Below are 25,688 nucleotides of genomic sequence, written 5' to 3' on the forward strand. Positions count from 1 at the left end.
CGCAGTTCGGAGCACATGTCAGCCGTGTGAGACGGTCAGCCCGTAGAACGCCACGCGGGCACCCTTGGTGGTGCTGTCCGAGGAGGACTGGTTGTACGAGCCGGCCTTGAAGTACTGCTTGTACGGCTTGAAGGACGACGGGATCGGATAGTGCGTGGTCGTGCCGTTGACCGTCAGATCGACGGTGTTACCGCCGGAGACGGCGATGGTGTAGGTCCATGTCTTGCCGAGGGACACATGCCCGACGGTGTGCTGGGTCTGCCCGCCGGACGGGGAGTCCTCGGTGCCCAGGACGATGTCGCCGTCGGCGTGGTAGTACAGCTCCACCAGCGGCTTGGTCGAGGAGCCGCCGGAGCCGAGGTGGATCTGGCCGACGCACACGTTCTTGGTCACCGAGACGACGCGCAGGGTCGCGCTGAGCCGGTGGGAGCCGCCGAGCGACCAGTCGGCCGCACTGCCGTCGCGGTTCATCTCCCGCAGTTCCGAGCGCGCGTAGTTGGAGTTCGGGGTGGTCACGCCCTTCTCGGGCGCCCAGAAGGTCATCGCGCCGTCGCGGGTGTCGGTATAGAAGTACGTGTCCTGGTAGCCGTTCGCACCTTGCAGCCGGGACGACGGAATGGTGGTGGGGGAGCCGGGGGAGCCGACGGGTTCCTGGAGCTGCCAGACCGCGAGGTCGAAGTTGCCGCCGGGGGCCTTGCCGGGGTCGGCCGCGCCCGCGCTGTTGGCGCCGAGCACGATGAGGGCCAGGGCGAGGCCCGCGGCGGCCGGTGCCGCGAGCAGACGTGAGCGGTTCATGTGGGGGGTCCTTTCGCGAGAAAGGATGCGTTCAGTGTTGTGAACACTGAACGCATCCTTGTTCACTGATGACCCGTGAAGCTAGAGGCCTGAACCTGACACGTCAAGGGGTCAGCAGGCGCCCTCGTCCTGCCACGGTCCCCATTCCGACGCGCCCGGCGTCTCGTTCTGGGTCCACCACTTGGCCTTCCAGTTGTGCTTGTTGTACGAGACCTCGTTGCCCGCCGTGTACACCGCCGACCCGCTCCAGGCCGCCTTGCAGGAGGTCGGCGTGGGTGTCGGGGTGGGCGTGGGGGTGGGGGTGGGAGTGCCGGTGGGCGGGGTGACGCCGGCGAACCTCACCGAGTACTTCGCGAAGTCCCAGGAGTTCTGGGCCACGCTGGAGCAGGTACCGGAGGTGCGGCCCCCGTTGTCCACCGGGGTGCACTGTCGGTCCCGGTTCAGGGACCAGAATGTGAACCGGTCCATGTTGTGGCTCGTGGCGTAGTCGAGGACGGTCTGGAAGTCGGCCTGGGTGAAGTTCTCGCCCGTGTCGCTGCGGCCGTTCATCCCGGAAAATCCCTCATGGGCGTACGCGGTCGCCTGGTCCCAGCCGAAGGTGGACTGGAGGATCGTGTTGAAGTTCGTCAGCGCGCTGGTCTGGCTCGCCGCCCCGTTGAAACCGCCGTCGAACGGCATGATGGAGAAGTTGTTCGGGGTGAACCCCTGCGACTTGGCCTCCAGCAGCATCTGCTTGCCGAACCAGCCGGTGCCGTCCGCCGTGCCCGCCGTCGTCACCGACACGTACAGGCCCGGGTTGTTCTGCTGGAGGATCTTCGCGGCGCCGATCTCGTTCTTGATGGCGGCCGTGTTCTCGTACTCCGGCTCCTCCAGGTCGAAGTCGATCGCGTGCAGCCCGTACTTGGTGATCACCTGCTGGTAGGCCGCCGCCGTGGACGCCGCGTCCGCGCAGGCCTGGCCGAGCTTGGTGCCGCCGTAGCCGCCGATGGAGACGGAGACGTCACCGCCCTTGGCGCGGATGGTGTTGATCACCGACTGTACGGCGGTGTCCGAGGCGACCGGCGCCGTGCCGCCCCAGGTGGGGGAGCAGCCGCCGCCGTTGGGAGCCAGGACGAAGGCCAGCTGGAAGGCCTTGAGACCGGTGGCGTCCATGATGGCGGCCGGGTCCGGCGGGTCGTTGTCCAGCGGCATGAGATAGGGGGCGGCGGCGTACCAGCGGTTGCCGAGCGCGCTGGTCGCGCCCGAGGCGTTGCTCGCGACCAGCGCGGTCGTGCCCGCGGCGGCGAGCGTGACCGCCGCCGCCGCGCCCAGACATGCCCGAAGACGTCTCACTGCGTGCCTCCAGAGGGTGGGGTGGGGAGAGCCCCGGAGCGGGGAGCCCCACCCTCTGGGAGGTGTTGCGGTCACGTCAATGAGTTGGACTAGACCAACCCGCTCTTTGGACTAGACCATACGATCTCTTTACCTCCCGTCGACCAGACGCAGGGTGAAGCCCCGGTCCAGGGACCGGCTCGGCGTCGTGACGGTCGTAATCCGCGTGTCCGCGTCGTAGGACCAGGCGGAGCGCGGCAGCCGGTGCCCGTCGAGCAGCACACGCGCGGGCACGGAGCCGTCGTGCACGGTGAACCGGTACGACCGCGCGTCCACCTTGCCCGTGTACTCGCCCCTGCTCGCCCCCACGGAGACGGTCGTGCCCGAACTGTCGGCGCGCAGGGACACCCGCTGTGTGGCGGCGGAACCCTTGGCGAAGTCACGGGTCACGCCGTCGTCCTCGTACAGCGTGTAGCGGCTGGTGCCCCGGGCCGCCGGGTAGAGGTCCCAGTCCAGCTCGTGCCGGTCGCGGGTCTGCCAACTCGTCGTCCCCTTGGGCCACATGGGTACGATCGCGCCCTCGCGGACGAACAGCGGGAGCGTGTCCAACGGGGCGTGGTAGCCGTTCAGCGTGGTCGGACCCCGATAGGTGCGGCCGGTCCAGTAGTCGGTCCAGGTGCCCTTCGGCAGATAGATGCCGTCGCGGGTGTCGGAGTCCTCGTAGACCGGCGCGACGAGGAAGTCGGAGCCCGACAGGAACTCGTACTTGGCCTGCTCCCCGAGGGTGCCGCGATCGTCCGGGTACTCCAGCCACAGCGGCCGCACCGCGCCCACGCCCGTCTTCGCCGCCTCGGCGGACAGGGTGTACATGTAGGGCAGCAGCCGCTCCTTCAGCTGGAGGTACTTGCGGTTGACGGAGGTGTACGGTTCCCCGTCCAGCCAGGGCTGCTGGTCGGCGGGCTTCTTCGAGGTGAGGTCGGTGGCCCAGCCGTCCATCGTCATGATGGCCGGCAGGAACGCCTTCCACTGCAGGTCACGGGCGTACATCTTGGCGTCGTGGCGGTAGATGCTGCCCACGTCGCCGGTGTTGTAGGCGATGCCCGACATGGTCGCCCCGGCGTACGTCGGGATCTGCCAGCGGATGTAGTCCCAGGACAGCTGCTGGTCGCCGCTCCACAGCACCCCGCAGCGCTGGGCGCCCGCCCAGGACACCGGCAGCCAGACGAAACCGCGCGCGTCGCTGTTGTCCTCGATGCCCTTCTTCGCGGCGTCGCAGGCGTCCAGCGCGAACTTGTAGCCGTTGCCGACCCAGGCCACGTCCAGTTTCGCCACCCGCTGGCCCGCCTTGACCTGGTCGGCCAGCTTGTCGATGCCGTCCTGGGTCCACAGGCCGAGTTGGGCGTTGTGGTCCGCGAGACCCTTGGCGGTCTGCTCCAGGTTCTCGTACCCGCAGCCGTAGCCGTCGTTGACCAGCATCCAGCCGAGCGGCATCTGGTGATCGGTGTAGCCGTCGGCGACCTTCAGCGCGTCCAGGGTGTGCCGCTCGCCGCGGTTGGCGTTGTGCAGATAGCAGTCGGAGTCGCCGGGTTCCAGACCGTAGACCGGGGGCATGAACGGCCTGCCGGTCAACGCGGTGTACTGGCCGATCACCTGCTTGGCGTCGCCGAGGAAGTAGTAGGCGTCCAGGCGCCGTTCCTGCTGCCCGGTGGTGACCGGCGAGCCGAAGGTGTAGACGCCCGGCGCGAAGGTGTTGCGGAAGACGCCGTAGCCCGCGCTGGAGAGGTAGAACGGCTGCGAGTTGTTGTAGCCGCCCTCGTTCCAGTCGAAGCTGTTGGCGACGTACATCGTCCGCCCGCGGTGCGAGAAGCTGCCGTTCTGCTCGCCGCCGCCGAAGAACTGCTCGTCGGTGCCCCGGGTGAGGCTCTGCCGCATGCCGCCGGTCGACCAGCGCAGCGGCTTGTCCTCCTGCCAGACGCGGGTGCGGTTGTCGGGCTGGTAGAAGCCGAACCGCAGCGGCCGCTTGTACACGCGCAGGACGCCTTCGGGGGAGCGGACGCCGTAGTAGTCGCCCGCGTCGAAGGACGAGGTGTGCCGCTGGGCGGCGGGCCGGTCCCGCACGATGGCGGTGCCGGCCGGATCGCTCAACGACCCCGACGGGTCGGCCTGGAGCCGCAGTCGTCCTCCCGTCAGGAAGTCGGCGCGGGCCGTGAGTTTCCCGGCCCGGATGCTGTAGCTGCCGTCGCCGCCGGAGAAGGACGTGAGGTCACCGGCGTCCGCGGTCGCGGGCAGATAGGCGGTGCCGGTGAAGGAGTCGTCGTGCACGTCGTACGGCACGACGAGCACGTGGTACGTCCCCGATGCCCGCGGGATGACCGTGGCCTCGGGGTCGGCGGTGCCCGCGCTGGAGGCCACCTGCTTGCCGTGGTCGTCGTAGACGTACAGGTCGAAGTCGTCCGAGGGGTGGTCCCACGTGATCGACAGCGGGACGCCGCCCTCGGGGTTGTCGTCCCAGTAGCCGTCCGGGACCGAAACGGTCAGGTCGAAGCGGTCGCAGACCTTGTCGTCGGGGTCGGCGGCGGCCGTGGGGCAGCTCTCGGTGCCACCGCCGGTCCCCTTGGCGTAGACCGGGCTCCGCCAGCTGACGTCGGCGTGAGCGGGGTCCAGTACGGCGCCTGTGGCGGCGGTGGCGGCGGCTTCTGCGGGCATCGGGCCGGCCAGCACGGTCCCGGCCAGGGCGATCGCCAGCCCCAGCGGAATCCAGGCCGGCCACGGCACACGATGTCGGAGTCTTCGCACGGCGGAACAGCTAACCCTCGCACCCTTGCGGATTGACGGTACTCTCGGGAAATGCTCAAAGACGCTCGGAATAGGCGTCAATCGAGCAACTTCACGCATGAGCCTCGGGGTTGGTGCAGGTTCATGTCAATACCGCGGCGGTGGGGGGCCGGAGAGCGTCTCGTCGGCGTGCCGTTCGTCCCGCACACGGGTGCCAGGCCGGCCGCGGCCGGGTCCCCGGTCGGCCACGGCGCCGGCCCCGGCTCACGCGCACGAACCCGAACTGCGGTTGCAGTCGGCCGAGTTGCCGAAGCGCTCGAGGGGCGCGGGCCGCCCCCTCCCGGCAGCCGGCCGCCCCCTCCCGGCAGCCGAATAGGGTGGCCGGAGCCCCATGGCCAGGTGGCGGGGTGAGTCGGGGCAACGGCGTACCGGGGCAGCCACAGCCCTGGCCCAAGGCCTGGGTGCGACCCGCGACGGTGCCGTCAGACGGGTGGGCTCGCTATGCGCAGGGTCGCCGGCGGGGACGGTGTCGTGGGGGTCGTGGTCTTTGTGGCGTCCGTCCACCAGTCGGCGCCGTCCTCGATGTAGCGCAGCAGGACCCCCTCGCGGATCGCCCAGGGGCAGACCACGGCCCGGCGCAGGCCCATCAGCTTGAGCGCCGTGTGTCCGACGACGGCGCCGGCCAGGCTCTGGGCCGCTCGCGGCGCGGAGATCCCCGGGAGTTGGGCGCGTTCGGCGGCGGGCAGCGCGGCGAGGGTCCGTACCGCCTCACGCAGGTCCTGGCAGGCCAACTCGCGTTCCATGAAGGGGCCGTACCGCCCGGGCGCCGCCCCGCACAGGCGCGCCAGCTGCTGGAAGGTACGGGAGCTGACGGCGGCCGTACGCGGTCGTTCCCAGCGGATTCGCGAGGCCACGTCCCGCAGTTCATGGCGGATCCGGCGGCGCAGCTCCTTCAGTTCGCCCGGCCCGGGCGGATCCTGCGCGCCCAGGTACTCCGCGGTCAGCCGGCTCGCGCCGAGTGGCAGCGACGCGGCGAAGTCGGGCAGCCGGCCCCGGCCGAAGGCCACGTCCAGCGAGCCGCCCCCGATGTCCAGGAGGGCGAGCGGCCCCGCGTTCCACCCCAGCCAGCGGCGGGCGGCCAGGAAGGTCAGCTCGGCCTCGGTCTCACCGGGCAGCGTGCACATGCGGATCCCGGTCCCGGACGCCACCCGCCGCAGCACCTCGTCGCGGTTGGGCGCCCCGCGGACCACCGTGGTCGCGAAGGCCAGCGGCCCCGCGGCATGCCACCGGCGGGCCGTGGCGTCCGCCGCCGCCACCGCCTTCACCAACCGTTCCACCGCCTCGTCGGCGATGGTGCCGTCCGGCCCCACATGTTCGGACAGGCGCAGCTTCCACTTGACGGTGTGCACCGGCAGCGGAACACCACCCTCCACATCCGCGATCATCAGTCGGACCGTGTTCGATCCCGCGTCCACCACACTCACCCGCATGGCCGGGAGGTACCCACTCCGTCGCAGACGACCCGTCACACGGGGGGCGCTCCGGTGCACACGATGTGCGCTGACCGCCGATCCCGACCATCCGAAGCACCCCGGGCAGCACCTCGCACGACCCGCCATCGCACCCGCGCCTGTCCGGATCTCGGCCCCCACAGCCCCCGTACGCCGCGTGCTCCCCTTAGATGAGGCAGGGCCACTGCGATGGGGCATGGCCACCGCGGGGAACAGGAGCGGCACGTGACGCAAGCGGACGCGACGCGGGTACTGGTGATCGGCGGCGGCATAGCGGGCACCGCGACCGCGCTGGGCCTGCACAAGGCCGGCCACGACGTCACCGTGTGCGAGGCGCACCCCGACACGGCCGAGGACATCGGCGCGTTCCTGACCCTGGCGAGCAACGGCATGCGCGCGCTGGCGCAGCTGGACGCCACGGACGCCGTCACCGCCATCGGTTTTCCGCTGACTTCGCTGCGTCTGCTCGACAGTGCGGGCACCGAGCAGGCGCACGCCCCTCTGGGTGACGCCGACGACCCCGCCCTGCGCTACCGCTGTCTGCGCCGTGGCGACCTGAACGCGGCCCTGCAGGGCGAGGCCGTCCGGCGCGGCATCCCGCTGCGGCACGGCGCCCGGCTGGAGTCCCTTACGGACGGCGCCGACGGCGTCACCGCCCGCTTCGCCGACGGCACCACCGCCACCGCGGACCTCCTGGTCGGCGCCGACGGGCTGAACTCGACCGTCCGCCGGCTCATCACTCCCGGCGCCCGGCCCGGCTACGCGGGCCAGCGCGTCTACTACGGCTACACCGCCACCGACACTGCCACCGCCATCGACACCGCCCTCCCACCGGCCACCGCGGCCGATCCGGCCGGTGCCATCACGATGGTGCGGGGCAGTCGGGCGGCCTTCGGCTACGCGGTGTCGCCGATGGGGGAGACGTACTGGTTCGCCCGGGTCGGCGGGGGCCCGCTGCCCGTCGGCGTCCCCTGCGAGCCGGCCGTCACGCTGCGGGACCAGCTGCTGCCGCTGCTGCGCGAGGACGCCACGCCCGCCGCCGGTCTCGTCGCCGCCGCCGACGAGGCGATCATGGTCACCAACGCCACCGAGCTGCCCCTCGGCACCACCTGGCGCTCCGGACGCGTCCTGCTCATCGGCGACGCGGCCCATGCCGCCTCCCCGGCCACCGGCCAGGGCGCTTCGATGGCCCTGGAGGACGCCGTCGTCCTCGCCAAGGCACTGCGGGACCTGCCCGACGCCGACAGCGCGTTCACCGCCTACGAGCGATACCGCCGCCCCCGGGTGGAGCACAACATCACCGTCAGCGGCGGCATCTCCCGCGGCACCCACACCCCGTCCCGGCCGACGTCGAAGACGGCCCGCCCGGTGGAACCCGACGAGGCCCTCGTGCGCCAACTGGACTGGGATACACCGCTCTTCGTCGACGCGCTCGACCCGCTCGACCCGCCCCGGCTTCCCTGAGCGGCTCGCGGCGGCACGACCGCACGCCCCCGCTCGCGAAAGTGCAAGAGGCGGAGCACTGGAGTCCATTGCCGGGGAAACCGCCGGGGCCGGATCGTTCCGTGCAACCGGCCCTTCGGCAACAAGGAGCACCCGTGCGACTCTTGAGCAGAGCAGGCGGCGCCATGGCCGCGACCGCCGCCCTGGTCCTGGGCGGTGGTCCGGCGTCCCCGGCGTCGGCAGGGACCCCGGCCCCCGCCGACTACACCGTGACCGTGGGGACCCCGGTACCGTTCGATCACCCCACGGACACGCCCGCCGCCCCGTACCTCGACAGGGACGGCACCTTCCACTACCAGCAGTCGGCCGCCCTCTACGGCGCCGACGACCCGCGCGTGTGGGACTTCTACACCGGCAAGGACTTCGACTCCGCCGCCTACGACAGGACGCTCAGCGAGTCGGCCGACCCCGCCAACCCCGCCGACCGCAACGACGACACCACCTGGCGCTGCGAGAACAGCCCCACCGGCAGGGAGGCCACGTACGCCCCGGCCGGCTCCGGCTACGCGCGGAAGAACTACTGCGACCTGTCCGGGGTGTGGGTCGACCCCGACACCGGCCACTGGTACGGGCTGGTGCACAACGAGTTCACCCCGCGGCCCTTCGGCGACGGACTGCACTACGACGCCGTCGACTACGCCGTCTCCACCGACCGGGGCCGCACCTGGACCATCGAGGACCATGTGATCACCTCGCCGTACAGCACCGGACGCGGTGACACGGCGGCCTTCCCGAACCAGACGTACTCCTACGGCGACGGCGACCAGCGCCTGTTCGTCGACACCGCCTCCGGATACTTCTACGTCTACTACGGCTCCCGGATCATCGACAAGAACGGCGGCTGGAAGGCGTTCTACGAGCACGTGGCCCGCGCCCCGATCTCCGCGAAGATGGCGCCCGGCTCCTGGCGCAAGTGGTACGACGGCGCCTGGAGCCAGCCCGGCAAGGGCGGCCGGGAGAGCGACATCGTCCCGGTCGACGCCGGCCACCCCACCGGCTACACCCCGGCCGCGGCCGAGTACGACCCGGCCAACAAGGGCACCACGGCCGAGCAGATCGCGGCCGGGAAGACGCCCCCGACCTCGCCGCTGTTCGTGATGAACATCGCCTACGACGCCTATCTCGGCCTGTACATCGGTGAACCGCAGGCCGTCGACCAGAGCGGCGACTCACCGCAGTACCTCTACGCCACCGACGACCTGACCACCCAGAAGTGGCACCTCATCGGCGACACCGGTGACTACACCAACGCGTCCTGGTACCGCTGGTTCCTGGACAGCGCCAACCGCACCAGCTCCACGATCGTCGGCAGGTCCTTCCGCTCCTACTGTTCCTTCGGCTGCTCCCACGACGCCTCCGGGGAGTACGTCGACATCACCATCGGCTCCGCCACACCCGTGGCCCCGCCCGTGGACACCGGCCGCCGCTACCGGATCGCCAGCGCCGCGGGCCGCTACCTCGCCCAGGCGTCCGGCGGTTCCGCCACCACGTCGGCGGCGGGGTCCGCCGGATCCGGCCGGGCGTCCTGGGTCTTCGAACCGACCGGCGACGGCGCCTTCACCATCGCCGACGCCGCCGGCGGCCGACTGCTGGGCGTCGGCTCCGACGGCCGTGCCGGCCGCGCCTGGGGGGCCAGGCCCACCGTCACCGCGGCACCGGCGGGCGGCCCGACCGTGGGCCAGCAGTGGTTCGTGATCCCGGGCTCCGTCGGCACCTATCGGCTGGTCAACCGCTACAGCGGCCTCGTGCTCGGCCTGTCCGGGTGCGCGGGCCGGCTCGCCGAGACCACGCCCGTCCGGAACTGGACGGACCGCAGCGGGAGTTCCGTCGGCGGCGGCCGCACCGCCGCCGAACAGACCCTGTCCCTCATCCCGGCCGGGTCGTAGCGACCACCCCCCCGCTCCCGGCACCGCGGCCCGTACCGGCTCCCCGCCCGTGCGGGCCGCGGCGGTGGCGGCGTTGAAGTATTTGGCTTCCGAAGGCTTGCGGCCCGCTTGACTCACCACTTAAATCAAAACTTGAACTAAGCCGAGGGGGCGTCGTTCGACCCCCTGTAGCCGCCTGGAGCCGCCGCATGAGAACACGGAGTTCGAGACTGAGACCCCTGGGGGTCGCGCTGGCCGCCATGGCCGCGCTGATCACCCTGCCGCTCACCCACACCCCGGCCAACGCCGCCGAAACCCCGCTGTCCCAGGGGAAGACGGCCACCGCCTCCTCCGAGGAGAACTACGGCACCACCGCCGCCGGCGCCGTCGACGGCGACACCGGCACCCGCTGGTCCTCCGCCGCAGCCGACGACCAGTGGCTCCAGGTCGACCTCGGGGCCACCGCCTCGGTCACCCGGGTGGTGCTGAACTGGGAGGCCGCGTACGGCAAGGACTACAAGGTCCAGATCTCCGAGGACGGCACCGGCTGGACCGACCTGAAGTCCGTCACCGGCGGCGACGGCGGCATCGACACCCTGGACGTGTCCGGACAGGGCCGCTACGTGCGCATGCTCGGCGTGCACCGCGCGACCCAGTACGGTTACTCCCTCTGGGAGTTCCAGGTGTTCGGCGGCACGAGCGGCAGCCGGCCCACCTGCGGCACCGCCAACGCCGCCCGGGGCAAACCCGCCTCGGCCTCCTCCACCGAGAACGCCGGCACCCCCGCCTCCGCCGCCTTCGACGGCAGCACCTCGACCCGCTGGTCCAGCCAGGCCGCCGACCCGCAGTGGCTGCGCGTCGACCTCGGCTCCGTCCAGGACCTGTGCGCGGTGGACCTGAACTGGGAAGCCGCCTACGGCAAGGACTTCCAGATCCAGACCTCCTCGGACGGGCAGACCTGGAGCACCCTGAAGAGCGTCACCGGCGCGACCGGCGGCACGGCGTCCTACGACGTCAGCGGCTCCGGCCGGTACGTCCGGATCTACGGCACCGCACGCGGCACCGGCTACGGCTACTCCCTGTGGGAGGTCGCCGTGCACACCGGGTCCACGGGTGTCCCGCCGATCCAGGGCGGCGGCGACCTGGGCCCGAACGTCATCGTCGTCGACCCCTCCACCCCGAACCTCCAGCAGAAGTTCGACGACGTCTTCGCCCAGCAGGAGTCGGCCCAGTTCGGCACCGGCCGCTACCAGTTCCTGCTCAAGCCGGGCACCTACAACGGCATCAACGCCCAGATCGGCTTCTACACCTCCATCTCCGGACTCGGCCCGAACCCCGACGACACCCAGATCAACGGTGACGTCACCGTCGACGCGGGCTGGTTCAACGGCAACGCCACACAGAACTTCTGGCGTTCGGCGGAGAACCTCGCCATCAAGCCGTCCAACGGCACCGACCGCTGGGCCGTGGCGCAGGCGGCACCCTTCCGCCGCATCCACGTCCAGGGCGGTCTCAACCTCGCCCCGAACGGCTACGGCTGGGCCTCCGGCGGCTACATCGCGGACTCGAAGATCGACGGCACCGTCGGCCCGTACTCCCAGCAGCAGTGGTACACCCGCGACAGCTCGGTGGGCGGCTGGAGCAACGGCGTGTGGAACATGACCTTCTCGGGCGTCCAGGGCGCCCCCGCCACCAACTTCGACAGCGGGCCGTACACCACGCTGGACACCACCCCCGTCTCCCGGGAGAAGCCCTTCCTCTACCTGGACGGCTCGACGTACAAGGTGTTCGTCCCGTCCAAGCGCACCAACGCGCGCGGAGTCTCCTGGCCGGCGAACGCGGGGACGTCCCTGTCGCTCGACCAGTTCTACGTCGTCAAACCCGGCGCGACCGCGGCCACCATCAACGCCGCCCTCGCCCAGGGCCTCAACCTCCTGTTCACCCCCGGCGTCTACCACCTCGACCAGACCATCGACGTCACCCGCGCGGGCACCGTCGTCCTCGGTCTCGGTCTCGCCACCCTGGTTCCGGAGGGTGGAGTCGACGCCATGCACGTGGCCGACGTCGACGGCGTCCGGCTCGCCGGATTCCTCATCGACGCGGGCCCCGTCAACTCCGACACGCTGCTGCGCATCGGCACCCCCGGCGCGACCGCCGACCACTCCGGCAACCCCACCACCATGCAGGACGTCTTCGTCCGCATCGGCGGCGCGGGCCCCGGCCTCGCCACCAACTCCGTGGTCGTCAACAGCAACAACGTCATCATCGACCACACCTGGATCTGGCGCGCCGACCACGGCAGCGGCGTCGGCTGGGAGATCAACCGCGCCGACTACGGCCTGCGCGTCAACGGCAACGACGTCCTGGCCACCGGTCTGTTCGTCGAACACTTCAACAAGTACGACGTCTACTGGAACGGCGAACGCGGCCGGACGATCTTCTTCCAGAACGAGAAGGCGTACGACGCGCCCAACGCGGCCGCCGTCACCCACGACGGCATCACCGGATACGCGGCCTACAAGGTCGCCGACTCCGTGACCACCCACGAGGCATGGGGTCTGGGCAGCTACTGCAACTACACGGCCGATCCGTCGATCGTGCAGGCCCACGGCTTCCAGGTGCCCACCGGGTCCGGCATCAAGATGCACGACCTGCTGGTGATCTCCCTCGGCGGCATGGGCCAGTACGCCCACGTCGTCAACAGCACCGGCGCGCCCACCTCGGGGACGAGCACCGTCCCCTCCAAGGTGACGTCCTTCCCGTAAGGGGTGCCGCGTCCCGGGCCGGAGCCTCCTTCGGTCCGGGACGCGCCCCGTTCCTCAGCCGTCGGACAACGTCTCGTGCGGGGCCCGCCGGTAGGTGTCCCGGTAGTGGGCGGCGAATCGGCCCGGATGGTGGAAGCCCCAGCGTGCCGCGACCGCCGTGACCGTGACCCCGCTACCCGGATCGGCGCTCGCCAGCTCCTGGTGGGCGTGGGCCAGCCGGATCCGGCGCAGATGGGCGAGCGGGGTGGTGTCCAGGTGCCGGCGGAAGGCGTACTGCAGGGCGCGTACCGTCACATGGGCCGCCGCGGCCACGTCGGCGACCGTGACCGGCTGGTCCGCGTGGTCGTCCAGATAGGCCAGCGCGCGCCGCAGCATCGCCGGATGCGCGTCGCCCCGGTCGGCCGCCGTCGGTTCGGCCGACGCGGTGTTCGGGAAGGCGGTCAGCACGCTCGCCGCCAGATACTGGGCCGCCGTGGTGGCGATGAGCGGCTGGTCCGCGATCGCCGGATCGGACAGCACCGTGTCACGCAGATGGGCGATCGTCCGGCCGATGTGGCGGGCCGCGGCCCTCGAAATCGGCCGGTGACCGGTCAGCCGCACCGGCCGTACGCCGTCCGCGCCGACGGCCACCTGGGTGAGCAGCGTCGGATCCAGCAGGGTGATGGTGTAGCGGGCGTTGTCGATCCGTCCCGAGTACGGCAGGTCCGGCGGGGCGAGCAGCACCACGTCACCGGGACCGAAGGTGTCCTCGACACCGCCGACACGGTGGTCCCGCACGGTCCCCTCGTGCAGGACGCACAGGCAGACCTTGCCCAGCGGTGTCACCGAGTAGCTCATCTCGAAGTCCAGCGACAGCTGGTCGACACTCACCGGGGCGATGCCGGCACGCCGGATCAGCGCCCGGTTCGCCCCCGGCGTGCCACTGCCGATACGCATCCTGGCGTAGGCCTGGCTGAGGAAGTCCTCCGTCGCGTCCAGGTCGTCACTGTCGAATGTGAGCGTCTCCACTGTCTGCGGCTGCCCTCCGGCCCCTCCGGCATGTGCTGCCGACGAGTGATTTTTCGTTTTCCGGACTGCCGCTCGCGATGGTGTTCGCCTACGGACTGTTTCGTCGCTGCACCGCTGCGCAAGGTGAAACACATGATCGAAAGTGAGGAGCAGGCGGATCCGCTGCGGGCGCTGCGGGAAGAGATGGCCCAGCTGCGGCGGGCCGTGGCCTCGCACTCCCTCGTCGACCGGGCGATCGGCGTCGTCGTCGCCGTCGGCGGCCTCAGCCCCGAGCAGGGCTGGGAGGCGCTGCGCCACGTCTCGCAGCACACCAACGTCAAGTTGCGCGAGGTGGCGGACCTCCTGGTGCGCTGGCCGGCCGGCGACCCGCTGCCCGAGGCGATCCGGCGGGCGTTGCCCGTCGCCGTGCGGCACGTCCGCGGAGACGTCTGCGACGTCCCGGAGAACGAGCCGGAGGCACGCCGCCACGGTCCGGGCCGGCCCGGGGCGCAGCCGCCGGCGCCGGGCCTGCGGGTCAGGGCACGTCCTTGACCGGCCTAACCCGAACTGCGCGGGTGCGGACCAGCGCATAGTGTGACCGGTGCGGGCGGCCCGGTGGCCGTCCGCTTCCCCGGGTCAAGAAGCCGGCCCCCTGACGACACCCTCGGCAGGGGACTGCCGGCCCTGCCCGGCGGTCTCCGGGTCCGGATCAGTGCGTCCGGCGGGCCTGCCGTCCCGGCAACTCACCAGGAGACGGCCCGACTTCACCCCGACCGGGAAGTCCCCTGGGATTCCCCGGTTTCGGACGCCCCGGCCCGGGGACCTCGGTTCCGGCACCCCGGCGACTCTCGCCTCCCTCCGTGACCAGAAGGATGCATCGATGAGCGAGACCAACCCTCTCAAACGAGCGGCGGACAAGGTGGCGGACGCCCTCCAGGGTGGGCCCTCGGGGCCCGAGGACGGCATCCCCGGCAAGCCGGGCTCACAGTCGCCGTCGGTCGAGGAGCCGACCGAGTACCGCGAACCGCTGCCCCCGAAGCCGGACCAGACCGGCCCGGACACCGTCTCGCCGACCGGTCAGCCCACCGGCGCGGACCAGGCCCGGATGGCGCAGAGCGGCAGCTATCTGACCAACGCCCAGGGCACCCGGCTGTACGACACCGACCACTCGCTCAAGGCGGGCCCGCGCGGCCCCGTACTCCTGCAGGACCACCATCTGCGGGAGAAGGTGATGCACTTCGACCACGAGCGCATCCCGGAGCGGGTGGTCCACGCCCGCGGCGCCGGGGCGCACGGGGTGTTCCGCAGCTACGGCACCGCGGCGAACGTGACCAAGGCGGCCTTCCTCGCCGAGGACGTCGAGACACCCGTCTTCGTGCGCTTCTCCACCGTGCTGGGGTCGCGGGGCTCGGCGGACACGGTCCGCGACACCCGGGGTTTCGCGACCAAGTTCTACACCAGCGAGGGCGTCTTCGACCTCGTCGGCAACAACATCCCGGTGTTCTTCATCCAGGACGCGATCAAGTTCCCGGACGTCATCCACGCCGGCAAACCACACCCGGACCGGGAGATCCCGCAGGCGCAGAGCGCCCACGACACCTTCTGGGACTTCGTCACCCTGCACACCGAGGCCACCCATCACACGCTGTGGAACATGTCCGACCGGGGCATCCCCCGCTCGTTCCGCACGATGGAGGGCTTCGGCGTCCACACCTTCCGACTGGTCGACGCCGAGGGCGCCACCACGCTGGTGAAGTTCCACTGGAAGCCGAAGCTCGGCGTGCACTCCCTGGTGTGGGAGGAGGCGCAGATCATCAACGGCGTCGACCCGGACTTCCACCGCCGTGACCTCGCCGACGCCATCGAGTCGGGTGCCTACCCCGAGTGGGAGTTCGGCATCCAGACCTTCCCCGACACCCCCGACCAGACCTTCGAGGGCATCGACCTGCTGGACCCGACCAACATCGTCCCCGAGGAACTCGCCCCGGTGCAGCCGATCGGGCTGCTCACCCTGAACCGCAACCCGACGAATTTCTTCGCCGAGACCGAACAGGTCGCCTTCCACGTCGGCCATCTCGTCCCCGGCATCGACATCACCGACGACCCGCTGCTCGCCGGGCGGCTGTTCTCCTACCTGGACACCCAGATCACCCGGCTCGCCGGCCCCAACTTCGCGCAGATTCCCATCAACCGGCCGCACTCGCCGGTCAACGACATGCTCCGCGACGGCTTCCACCAGACGGCCGTGCACCGGGGCGTGGCCCCCTACCGGCCCAACTCCCTGGACGGCGGCTGCCCGTTCACGGCCGGCGCGGACCTGGGGGCGTACGTCGAGACCCCGGTGCGGGTGCCGGAGGCGACGAAGGTCCGTGAGGCACCGGAGTCGTTCAACGACCACTTCAGCCAGCCGCGGCGGTTCTGGCTGAGCATGACCCCGGTGGAGCGCGAGCACATCATCGGCGCCTACACCTTCGAGCTCGCCAAGTGCTACGAAGAGCCCATCCGGGTAAGGGCGTTGCAGGTCCTGGCGAACATCGACCCGCAGCTGTGCACCGCGGTCGCGGCCGGCCTGGGTCTGCCCGCGCCCGAGCCCACCGTGGCCCTCGCCGACGTCGCACCGAGTCCCGCACTCTCCCAGCTCGGCCACACCTGGCCCGCCGACGGCCGGATCATCGGCATCATCACCGGCCCCGACGGCGACCTGGACGGGGTACGCGCCGTACGCCGGCAGGTGCTGGACGGCGGCATGGTCCCCCTCGTCGTCGCACCGGCGGGCGGCACCCTGGGCGAGGGCGCGGACGCCCTGACCGTCCAGCGGACCTACGCCACCGCGCGCTCCGTCGAGTTCGACGCCGTACTGGTGGCGGGCACCCCCGGGGTCGGCGTCGACGCCTACGGCGCGCGCGACGCCAAGGCGGGCCTGCCCGCGTCGAGTCCGGGCACCCCCGACCCCCGGGTCGGGCTGCTGCTGGCGGAGGCGTTCCGGCACGGCAAGGCCATCGGCGCGGCCGGAGGCGGCCGGACCGCGCTGGAAGCGGCGGGCATCCCGCTCGACGCCGCCGGCGTGGCCGTCGCCGACGACGCCACCGACGTCCTGCGGCAACTCACCGAACTGCTCGGCTCCCACCGTGTCTGGGAACGCTTCCCGACCGCCGTCGCCTGATCGCACGGCGGAAGCGAAGGGGACCCGAACGGCGTAACCGAAGAGGCGGACCAGGCGCCGGACAGGTGTGATGGACCCGTCCCTACGACAATCAGTGAGGCAGATCATGCGTATGCGTAGCATCGCCACAACAGCCCTCCTGGCGGCAGCGCTTGGCCTGGGCGGCGCCACGGCCGCCCACGCGTCCGACCCGGACCCCACGACCGGCAGCGCCTCCGACAGCCCCGGCCTGCTGTCCGGAAACGTCGTCCAGGTCCCGGTCGAGGTCCAGGTCAACGTCTGCGGCGACACCATCGACCTGATCGGCCTGCTGGACCCGGCGACCGGGAACACCTGCGTCAACCAGTGACGGCACCCGTGCGCCGGCCCCTCCAGCGGGGGGCCGGCGCACGGCCGTTCACGAGGTCGTGGTGCGACACAGCAACAGGCAGATGTCGTCGTCGTGTTCGGAGTCGTGCAGCATCGGCTTCAGCACGGAGTCGGCCGCGCTGTCCAGGTCCTCCAGGTCGGTGGCGCCGAGCGTCTCCAAGGTCCGCGCCAGCCGGTCGATGCCCGCGTCGATCCCGGCCGACCGCCGCTCCACCAGACCGTCGGTGTACAGCGCGAGCGTGGAGCCCGCCGGCAGCTCCAGGGAGTGCTCCTCGTACTCGTAGGGCACGGGAACCCCCAGCATGATGCCCGGCTTGGCATCCAGCACGCGCACCTCGCCCCCCGGGTCCCGGACGAGCGCCGGCGGATGCCCGGCGGCGGCCCACACCACGTCGGGCGCACCGGGCGTGAACCGGGCGATGGCACAGGTCGCGTACAACTCCGGCTGCTGGTGGCGCAGCATCCGGTGCAGCAGGGTCAGGATCCGGGCGGGCCCGTTGCCCTCGACGGCGTACGCGCGCAACGCCGTACGCAACTGGCCCATGATCACCGCCGCGCGCAGTCCGTGGCCGGTGACGTCCCCTATCACGGCCAGCACACTGCCGTCCGGCTGCGGGAAGGCGTCGTACCAGTCGCCGCCGATGTTCAGGCCGTGCGTGGCCGGCAGATAGCGGGCGGCCAGCGCCAGGCCCTCCGTACTGGGCAGATCGGTGAGCTGGGCCCGCTGCAGGGCCTCGGCGACGTCCCGGTGCTGCTCGTAGCGGCGGGCGTTGTCGAGCGCGATACCGGCCCGCCGGGCCACCTCCAGCAGCATCACACAGGTGTCCGGATCGAAGCGGTCACCGGGCGCGGTCAGCGTCAGCACGCCCTGCACGGTCCGGGCGCCCAGCGGCAGGCACAGCAGCGGCCGGTCCGGGGACAGCGCGGAGGCCGGCAGATCGTCCACCCCCGCGAGGCCGCCCGGATGGGCGCCGGCGTGCTGGGGGCGGCCGGTCCGGGCCGCCGTCACCGTGGCCGCCGCCCGGTCGTCCGGCGGCACCGGGGTGTCGTCCATGAGCCAGACGTCCACGTGCCGGGCGTACTCCGGGACCAGCAGCTGGGGCAGCCGGCGCAGGATGTCCTCGTGGTCCAGGGAGGCGTTCAGGGCCGCGCTGGCGTTGGCCAGGAAGGTCAGCAGACGGCGGGCGTTCTCGGCCTCCGCGCGCGCGGCCCGCTCGGCGTCGAGGAGATCGCGCTGCGCCACCGCGGCGGCCTCCAGCTCGGCGTGCAGCGCCAGCACGCCCTGGTTGGTCTGGTGCAGCTCCTCCCGGTGGAAGCCGACCAGCTCCTCGGTCTCGTCCAGCGTCGCCAGTACGGCCGTCGTGTCCTCGTCGGCGGCCAGCAGTGCCTCGGCGAGCCGGGTCTCGTCCAGGTCGGCCGGCCCGGGCAGCGGGCCCGCCGCCGCGGTTGGGCGGACGAGTGTGTGCCGCCACGGCCGCGGTCCGTCCAGGACGAGGTCGAGTTCCCCGCCGGCGCGCGCGGTCACGGTCAGTTCCGCGCGGCCGTCGGCCAGGGCGCGGCGCAGCCGGGCGCCGAACCCGGCCAGGAGGCGGGCGCGGTCGAGCGGGGGCACACCGGCGTCCGCCGCGAGCCGCGCCAGCAGGGCGCGGGCGCGGACCGCGTCGGCGGCGGTGACGATGGCGATGGTCCAGGTGTCAGAGGTGGCTGTCATGGGTGCTCGTCCGGCGGTCGGGGGCCAGGACGGCCACGCTGGTGTCGTCGCGTACGGGGCGGGCGGGGCTGCCGGCGTCGCGCAGGATCGTCGCGGCCACCACCGAGGGGTCGTGGCCGAGCAGGTGGGGGTCCTCCGGCGGGACCCAGCGGCCGGGCAGTCCGTCGCTGTGCACGACGAGCAGACTGTCCCGGCGCCACGGCACCCTGCGCAGGGATACGTGTGCCGGGATGTGCGCCCCGACGATCCCCGGGTGGGACTCGAGGGAGGTCCAGGTGTCCCCGGTGCGCAGTCGGGCGCGGACGTCGCCAATCCCGGCGTAGCTCAGCTCCGCCCGCTCCGCGTCCACCTGGGCCACGGCGACCGCGGCGCCCCGGGTGGGGCGCAGGGCCGTGTGCAGCCGGCGCAGGATGTCCACGGGCGGCAGTCCGGCGCCGCGGCGCAGCTCCGCCACCGCGACCCCGGCCGCGTCCGCTGCGTGGGGGCCGGGTCCGAGGCCGTCGGCCAGGAGCAGCGTCAGCAGCCCGTCGGAACGGGCCCAGCCCCACGCGTCACCGGACCTCTCGGCCCGCGCCAGGGCGACGGTGATCCCGCCCGCGGGCATGTCGTCCCGCGCTGTCCCGCGCCCGGCCGGCTCCGGGTCGATCCGGGCCACCGCCACCGTCCCGCAGTCCGGCACGCTGTACAGATGGAAGGAGTTCGCGCGGCGCCCGCAACTGCCCAGACCCGCACCGAGGGAGACGTCCGCGGTGGTGTAGCCGTCCCGCAGCGCGGCGGGCACGTCGGCGATGCCGGGCCCGTTGTCGAGGGAGACGAGCTGCACCGAGGTGCCCGCGCCGTCGGCCGGTCGCGCCACGAGGTTCACCACCATGCGCCCCCCGCCCGCGTGCTTGAGCAGGTTGGTCGCCAACTCGGTGGCGACCAGCTCGGCGACGGCCGTGCGTGGAGCCGCCAGACCCGCCCGCAGGCACGCCTCACGAGCGGCCGTCCGGGCGTCCCGGACCCGCGTGGCGTCGTCAACCGGGACCTCCCACACCCTGCTCATCGGGCCCCCGGCCGCGACGCGGGGAGCTGCGCGACCCGGGCCACGGCGGCGACCGTCGTACCGCGCCCGGGCTCGGATTCCACGCTGAGGGGTGTCGCGGGCCGGCTCGCTCGCCGTGCTGACCAGCCTCGTCTGCCGGACCAGCCCGAAGCCGAGCCCGGCCGTGCACTGGCGCACCTCCTGCCGGACCGAGGCCGGATCCGCGTCCGAGCCGATGGCAGGCTGGTCTCGGCCATGCCGTCGTGCGGCTCGCGCTGGAGCGAGCCGCACGGGACGTCGCCCAGAGCGAGCACCGGGGTCCGCACCGATCGACCGGGAGCGGACTGGTTCACCGGACACTCGCACCCGCGTCCGGCCGGGAGATCTCCATGCCCTGCTCGCCCATCGCGTAGGCGAGCGCGTCGGCCAGTGAGGCGCGCGTGTCCACCGAGCCCAGATCGATGCCGAGTTGCACGATCGTCTGGGCGATGGCCGGGCGGATGCCGGAGACGATGCACTCGGCGCCCATCACGCGCGCGGCCGCCACGGTCTTCATCAGGTGCTGAGCGACGAGCGTGTCGACCGTGGGCACACCGGTGATGTCCAGGATGGCGTACCGGGCCCGCTGGTCGACGATGGCCTTCAGCAGCGACTCCATCACGACCTGGCTGCGCGCGCTGTCGAGCGTACCGATCAGGGGGACGGCGACGGTGCCCTCCCACAACTTGATGACGGGCGTGGCCGCTTCGAGCAGCTGCTGGCGCTGGCGCTCGATCAGCTCCGCGTTCGCGTCAAGTGCGGTCTCCATCACGACCAGCCGCAGTGTGCCCATCAGCAGGGTGAGCGCCAGCACGCTCTCGTGGGTTTCGGGGGAGGAGGGGTCGGCGGACTCCTCGCGCAGCAGTTGGACCACCGGGGCGCGCAGGGCCGCCACCTCGTCGGCGATCGCCGCCGGTGTGGACCCGCTCCTGGCCCGGGTCTGGGTCATCCGCCCCAGCTGGTCGCGCACCGGTGCGAACCCGGGCGCCGCGATGTCCTCCAGCCGCCCGGCGAAGGCCACCTCGCACAGCGCGTCCACGACGGCCTTGCACGCCTCGACCGCCTCGTCGCGGGAGACGGTGAAGACCGAGCCGAACAGCGGCGCGTCCGCCCAGCGCTGGGCGATCTGCTCGCGGCGCTTGTCCAGGAAGGCGCCCACCGCCTGCGGCGCCGCTCCGGCCGCGTCGTGCTCCGGCACTCTCATCTCTCCCCTCACGCGGCCACGCGCCGCCGCTGGTCGGCCGGCCCCGAATCGATCATTGCCGTACGACAACAGTAGCCGCCGTGTTCGGGCCGCGCCAAACTCCCCGCGACGGTCGGTGCCGCGCCCGGGAGCAGGGCGCCTCCGGCCGGCCGCCACCCGGCGCGGGTGACCGGCTCGGCGTGGCCGCAGGGGCCGACGCGCTCACCGGTCCCGCCTCGCCGGCCGCCCATCAGCCGGTCGACGACCGTCCAGGCACCGGTGTCGCCCGGTACCGGGGCTGGGCACAGGGGCGGCGCTGGGCAGGGGCGGCGGACGGGTCGGCGTCCACCCGCCGCCCCACCCCGGTCTCTTTCCCGCGCACGTCGACACGGCTCCTTCGTCGCTTCGGCTTCCTCGTCTCAAGCGGCCTCGGCCCGGCGGCTCACGCCGCCGGGCCGGTACCGCTGAGCCGTCTACCCCGAATGACGCCGGAGTCTCCCGACTGTTGCCGACGTCACCCGGGAGTGCGACCTGTCAGAACGCGCCGCCTCCCGTGGAGCCGCCGACCTCGCCTCCCGTGGAGCCGCCGACCTCGCCGCGCCATGCCCCGGTCTCCCGACCGCCGCGGTCCTCGATGAACTCCTTGAACCGCCGCAGATCACCCGAGACGCGCCGCTTGACCAGACCGAGCTTGTCGCCGACCGTCTCGGTCACGCCCTCGGGCTCGAAGTCGAGCTGGAGCATCACCTTGGTGGCGGAGTCGTCGATGCGATGGAAGGTGACCACGCCCGCCTGCCGCGCCGTGCCGTCCACCGTGGTCCACGCCACCCGCTCGTCGGGCCGCTGCTCGGTGATCGTGGCGTCGAACTCCCGACGGACGCCCCCGATGCTGGTCACCCAGTGCGTGAGGGTGTCGCTGCGCTGCTCGATGCGCTCGACGCCTTCCATGAAAGCCGGGAAGGTCTCGAACTGGGTCCACTGGTTGTAGGCGGTGCGCACCGGCACGTCGACCCGCACGGACTCCTCGACCTGGGACATGAGTGATCCTCTCGTTGCGCCGACTCGTTGTGTCGATCCGTCGCGCCGACCCGTCGTGGGCCGACTCGTCGTCTCGACCGGGTGAGAGGACCGGGTTCCAAGCCTGGCGCGGGCTATGCCTGTCAACTCGTCCTCGGGCGCGCCGGGGAGGACGAACGGCACCCGCGCCGCAGCAGCAGCCGTCGCGCCGGGCGCTCCACCGCCTCGTACAGCACCCAGGACAGGGCGAGCGACACGGCGAACAGGGCCGAGGTGACGGCCAGTGCGGTCAGGGCACCGAAGTGCGGCTTCTTGCCCAGGAGTGGGGTCGCGGTGCGCAGCACCAGCAGATGCACCATGTAGAAGGCGAACGACAGTTCCCCGAGCCGCACGAGCCGCGGGCGCCGCCACAGCGACGGCAGCCCGCGCAGATCCGCGACGGCGGCGGCCGGGATGAGCAGCGCGAACCCGACGAGGGTGCACAGCGTGGCGGAGTACCCGGGTGTGACCTGCGGCACGAAGAAGTAGCCGATGAGTGCCAGGGCCAGCGAGGCCTCCAGGCCCGGCCCGCGCCACCGGCCGAGCAGCACCAGGCGCGCCGTGACCGCGCCGAGCACGAACTCGGGCAGCCGGGCGGCGGGGAACGAGTAGAGCGAGTACGTCCACCAGTGGTGGACCTCCGTCCGGGCCAGCACCAGCACCGCCAGCAGGGACAGCACGCCGAGCACGGCCGACCCGCGAGCGCCGAGCCGGCGCAGCAGCAGGAACAGCAGCGGGAAGGCGGCGTAGAAGAAGGCCTCGCAGGCCAGCGACCAGCTGACCGGGTCCAGGGTCTGCCACCACGGGCGCCACCAGGAGTGCAGCAGCAGCGCGTTGGCCAGCGTCTGCTTGACCGTCGGCCGCGGCTGGTGCGCCAGCGTGTACGCCATCAGCAGGGCGATGCCGAGGGTGACCAGGTGCACCGGGTAGACGCGCGCGACGCGCCGGCGCCAGAAGGCGAGCGCACGGTCGCCCGGCCGTGCCGACCAGGTCAGTACGAAACCGGACAGCACGAAGAAGAACGAGACCCCGGTCGCGCCGGCACCGAACCCCCAGGACACCACGTGTCCGCCGGTGCCTCCGAAGTAGCCGAAGTTGTGCACGTGCAGGCCGAACACCAGCAGCGCGGCCATCCACCGCAGCCCGGTCAGGGACGGCAGCGAGGGCGGAGCGGGCGGGGCGGCGGACGGGGAGAGCCCGGCGGTCCTGTCGTCGGTCCTCGCGGGCGGCGTCCCGAGCGCCCGGGTGGTCGCCGCGGTCATCGAGTTCACCTGCCGCAGGAGGTTCGCGTGGGGCATGGAGGGGAACCTTGCCGGTTGCCCCGCCTCCGTCACGCCCCCCGCCAAACATCACACGGCTGCCGGACGACAGGCCCCCTCTATACCCCGGATGGAGGGAGGGGACGCACCCGGACGGGGGCAGGGATCGCCTCTCGTGGGGGCGCCCGCTCTTGAAGGGTCGCTGGGTCGCTTGTGGGTCGGGGGGGGGGGCCTCCTCGGTGCGTCAGGCCGCGGCGGTCTGTTGGGACAGCGCTTCGATCAGTTGCTGTCGGGTCATCTTCGACCGGCCCGGCACGCCTGCGGCGCTCGCCCGTTCGTACAGCTCCGCCTTCGACAGTGACGTCAGGTCCTCGCGCTTCTTCCGGCCGGGCCGGGCGCCGTCCTTCCCGCGGCCACGGGACCGGCTCTCCTCGACGCTGCGGCTGAGCGCGTCCATGAGGTCGACGACGTTCGTGGCCTGCGGCGGCTCCGCCTCGCCGACGACCTCCTCGCCCTTCCGTTTCGCGGCGACGAGCCGTTCCACGCGTTCCGCGTAGGTGTCGTGGTAATCGCCCGGATCCCAGTCCAAGGTGAGGGCGTCGATCAGCTGCTCGGCCGTCCGCAGCTCCTTGGCGGTGACCTTGCCGCGCCGGTCCGGCAGGAGGTCCACCACGTCGGCGGGGTCGCGTACCTCGTCCGCCCAGTGCAGGGTGTGCAGCACGAGGACCTCCGGCTGGGCGCGCAGCGCGGTCAGATACTCCTTGCCGCGCATGGTGAGCGTGGCGATCCCGGCCTTGTCCGACCGTTCGAGCGCCGCCCGCATCAGCTCGTACACCTTCACGTACTCCTCGCGGCGCGGGCCGACGTAGTAGGTGCGGTCGAAGTAGACGGGCTCGATCCGACGGAGGTCGACGAACCCGGCCATGTCGATCACCTTCGACCGTCCCGGCGAGATCTCCTCCAGCTCCTCCGGCTCCACGACCACGTACTCGCCGTCACCCAGCGCGTAGCCCTTGACGATCAGCTCGGTGCCGACCTCCTTGCCCGTGCGTTCGTTGACCCGCTTGCTGCGGACCCGGTCGGAGGTGCCGCGCTGCAGCTGGTGGAAGTGCACGGTGTGGTCCTCGGTCGCGGTGTACAGCCCCACGGGCAGCGTGACCAGCCCGAAGGTCAGGACGCCGGTCCAGATGGGTCTCGCCATGGTTCCTCGCTTTCCGTGGTGCTATCCGCCGGCCTGCCGTTCCGCCCCCGCCGCGGCCGCCTGCGCCCTGTTCCGGGCCTCGCTTACGGCCCGGTCGGCGCGCCGGGCCCGGTCCCGCGCCCCCTGCTCGTCCTCACGGGCCCGCCGCTGTTCGTCCTCGGCATCCCGCAGCAGCGCCCGCAGTTCCCGAACCCGCTCCGTCGCCTCACCCGCCGTGGTGGCCGCCTGCTCCGCCTCACTCTCGGCGGCCGACGCCTCCTCCTCCCGGGCGCGCAGCTCGCGTTCGGCGTCGCGGGCCTCCCGCCGGGCCTCGGCCAGCAGACGGCGCCGCTCCTCGTCCTCGGCGCGATCCGCGCGCCCCTTGGACCTCCCCATGCGGCCGGGCTTCCTCGGCGCGGCGGAGGGCCGGCCGGCCAGGACGGCCTCGTCGGCCGTCGGGAAGCCGATCGCGGAGTCGAGAGGCTTCACCAGCCGGCCCGCCGCCCATTCCCGCGCCGCCTCGGGATCGGCGAGTACGGCGTGCAAGGTGTCCTCGACCTCGCGCTGTACGCCCTCGCCCACCGGGTGCCCGGCCTGTGCGGCCAGCTGCCGGGCCTGGCGGCCGAGGGTGCCGAACACCTCGTTCTGCCGACGGGCGAGTTGCCGCAGCTGGGGACCGTCCAGTTCGCGGTGGGCGCGCCGCAGCTCCTCGCCGAGGCCGAGCAGTGGCCGGACCTCCTCCGACCGCCGTCGCACCAGGAGGTTGCTCACCCAGGCGGCCAGGCTCGGTCGCCGCAGGGCGCCGATCTCCCTGGCGAGGGCCGCATCGCCGGAGCGCCGGGCATCCAGGGCGTGCCGGTCGCGGGCGGCGACGAACTCCTCCGGCCGCAGCCCGTACAGCTCCTCGGCGACGGCGTCCAGGTCCACCAGCGTCCCTCCCGACTGCACCCCGGTGACTCAAGCCGAGTTTCACACAATATGGTCGATATGTGATGTATTGAGCTTTTGATCCGAGGTTTCCATGCCTTTCGGCGTACGGTCGGTCGACGCTCCCCGACGGCGTGCGTCTTCAGGAGCCGTACCACCACCCTTCGGATCGGCGCCGTAGACCCTCGGACCCGTGCCGCAGACCATCGGCGGACGGTGCCGGTGGCGCGGATCCCGGCACGGTGGCCGTATGCGGAAATCGAAT

Annotated in this window: 18 protein-coding genes; 6 read left to right on the forward strand and 12 right to left on the reverse strand. The window is 72.0% G+C overall.

Features of this window, described 5'->3' with window-relative positions; all coding sequences use genetic code 11:
- Window positions 1-18: 18 nt before the first annotated feature.
- The 4 genes from ACIBA9_RS02525 to ACIBA9_RS02540 form a co-directional block, all read right to left on the reverse strand.
- Window positions 19-795, reverse strand: coding sequence for a polysaccharide lyase family 7 protein (locus ACIBA9_RS02525; RefSeq protein ID WP_399359488.1), 777 nt, complete (start codon window positions 793-795; stop codon window positions 19-21).
- Window positions 796-906: 111 nt separating this feature from the next.
- Window positions 907-2,127 carry a carbohydrate-binding protein gene (locus tag ACIBA9_RS02530; RefSeq protein ID WP_399359489.1) on the reverse strand — a complete coding sequence of 407 codons (1,221 nt, stop codon included), beginning with the start codon at window positions 2,125-2,127 and terminating at the stop codon, window positions 907-909.
- Window positions 2,128-2,256: 129 nt separating this feature from the next.
- Window positions 2,257-4,881: a TIM-barrel domain-containing protein gene (locus ACIBA9_RS02535; protein ID WP_399359490.1), complete on the reverse strand. Its 2,625-nt coding sequence runs from the start codon at window positions 4,879-4,881 to the stop codon at window positions 2,257-2,259.
- 482 nt (window positions 4,882-5,363) lie between these two features.
- A complete protein-coding gene (locus ACIBA9_RS02540; RefSeq protein WP_399359491.1) occupies window positions 5,364-6,371 on the reverse strand; it encodes a Ppx/GppA family phosphatase in 1,008 nt (335 codons plus the stop codon).
- Window positions 6,372-6,617: 246 nt separating this feature from the next.
- On the opposite strand from ACIBA9_RS02540, the gene ACIBA9_RS02545 reads away from it, so the two are divergent.
- The 3 genes from ACIBA9_RS02545 to ACIBA9_RS02555 all read left to right on the forward strand — a co-directional run bounded on the left by ACIBA9_RS02545 (window position 6,618) and on the right by ACIBA9_RS02555 (window position 12,525).
- Window positions 6,618-7,856: an FAD-dependent oxidoreductase gene (locus ACIBA9_RS02545; RefSeq protein ID WP_399359492.1), complete on the forward strand. Its 1,239-nt coding sequence runs from the start codon at window positions 6,618-6,620 to the stop codon at window positions 7,854-7,856.
- 143 nt (window positions 7,857-7,999) lie between these two features.
- Entirely contained in the window at window positions 8,000-9,781 is a 1,782-nt protein-coding gene (locus ACIBA9_RS02550) for an RICIN domain-containing protein (protein WP_399359493.1), read from the forward strand.
- A 188-nt stretch (window positions 9,782-9,969) separates the two neighbouring features.
- Window positions 9,970-12,525, forward strand: coding sequence for a discoidin domain-containing protein (locus ACIBA9_RS02555; protein WP_399359494.1), 2,556 nt, complete (start codon window positions 9,970-9,972; stop codon window positions 12,523-12,525).
- 54 nt (window positions 12,526-12,579) lie between these two features.
- Here ACIBA9_RS02555 and ACIBA9_RS02560 read toward each other — a convergent pair whose 3' ends face one another.
- A complete protein-coding gene (locus ACIBA9_RS02560) occupies window positions 12,580-13,533 on the reverse strand; it encodes a helix-turn-helix domain-containing protein (protein ID WP_399359495.1) in 954 nt (317 codons plus the stop codon).
- A 132-nt stretch (window positions 13,534-13,665) separates the two neighbouring features.
- Between ACIBA9_RS02560 and ACIBA9_RS02565 the strand changes: the two genes are divergently transcribed.
- The 3 genes from ACIBA9_RS02565 to ACIBA9_RS02575 all read left to right on the forward strand — a co-directional run bounded on the left by ACIBA9_RS02565 (window position 13,666) and on the right by ACIBA9_RS02575 (window position 17,024).
- Window positions 13,666-14,064, forward strand: a complete 399-nt coding sequence (locus tag ACIBA9_RS02565; protein ID WP_399359496.1) for an ANTAR domain-containing protein — start codon at window positions 13,666-13,668, stop codon at window positions 14,062-14,064.
- A 328-nt stretch (window positions 14,065-14,392) separates the two neighbouring features.
- Window positions 14,393-16,675 (forward strand): catalase, encoded by a 2,283-nt coding sequence (locus tag ACIBA9_RS02570; protein ID WP_399359497.1) that lies wholly within the window; start codon window positions 14,393-14,395, stop codon window positions 16,673-16,675.
- A gap of 106 nt (window positions 16,676-16,781) precedes the next feature.
- Window positions 16,782-17,024, forward strand: a complete 243-nt coding sequence (locus ACIBA9_RS02575; protein ID WP_399359498.1) for a chaplin — start codon at window positions 16,782-16,784, stop codon at window positions 17,022-17,024.
- A 48-nt stretch (window positions 17,025-17,072) separates the two neighbouring features.
- Here the strand turns inward: ACIBA9_RS02575 and ACIBA9_RS02580 are convergent, their stop codons facing one another.
- The 7 genes from ACIBA9_RS02580 to ACIBA9_RS02610 form a co-directional block, all read right to left on the reverse strand.
- Window positions 17,073-18,755, reverse strand: a complete 1,683-nt coding sequence (locus tag ACIBA9_RS02580; protein WP_399359499.1) for a PP2C family protein-serine/threonine phosphatase — start codon at window positions 18,753-18,755, stop codon at window positions 17,073-17,075.
- A complete protein-coding gene (locus tag ACIBA9_RS02585; RefSeq protein ID WP_399359500.1) occupies window positions 18,739-19,800 on the reverse strand; it encodes an anti-sigma regulatory factor in 1,062 nt (353 codons plus the stop codon). The genes ACIBA9_RS02580 and ACIBA9_RS02585 overlap by 17 nt, the downstream gene beginning before the upstream one ends.
- A 328-nt stretch (window positions 19,801-20,128) precedes the next feature.
- Window positions 20,129-21,022 carry an STAS domain-containing protein gene (locus ACIBA9_RS02590; protein ID WP_399359501.1) on the reverse strand — a complete coding sequence of 298 codons (894 nt, stop codon included), beginning with the start codon at window positions 21,020-21,022 and terminating at the stop codon, window positions 20,129-20,131.
- 513 nt (window positions 21,023-21,535) lie between these two features.
- Complete coding sequence (locus tag ACIBA9_RS02595; protein ID WP_399359502.1) at window positions 21,536-22,039, reverse strand: SRPBCC family protein; 504 nt, start codon at window positions 22,037-22,039, stop codon at window positions 21,536-21,538.
- Between the two features lie 122 nt (window positions 22,040-22,161).
- Window positions 22,162-23,319 (reverse strand): acyltransferase family protein, encoded by a 1,158-nt coding sequence (locus ACIBA9_RS02600; RefSeq protein ID WP_399360000.1) that lies wholly within the window; start codon window positions 23,317-23,319, stop codon window positions 22,162-22,164.
- 241 nt (window positions 23,320-23,560) lie between these two features.
- Window positions 23,561-24,517, reverse strand: a complete 957-nt coding sequence (locus ACIBA9_RS02605; protein WP_399359503.1) for a Ku protein — start codon at window positions 24,515-24,517, stop codon at window positions 23,561-23,563.
- 21 nt (window positions 24,518-24,538) lie between these two features.
- Complete coding sequence (locus ACIBA9_RS02610; protein WP_399359504.1) at window positions 24,539-25,444, reverse strand: hypothetical protein; 906 nt, start codon at window positions 25,442-25,444, stop codon at window positions 24,539-24,541.
- Between the last annotated feature and the right edge of the window lie 244 nt (window positions 25,445-25,688).

Source organism: Streptomyces sp. NPDC051452 (assembly GCF_044454765.1).
Classification (GTDB): domain Bacteria; phylum Actinomycetota; class Actinomycetes; order Streptomycetales; family Streptomycetaceae; genus Streptomyces.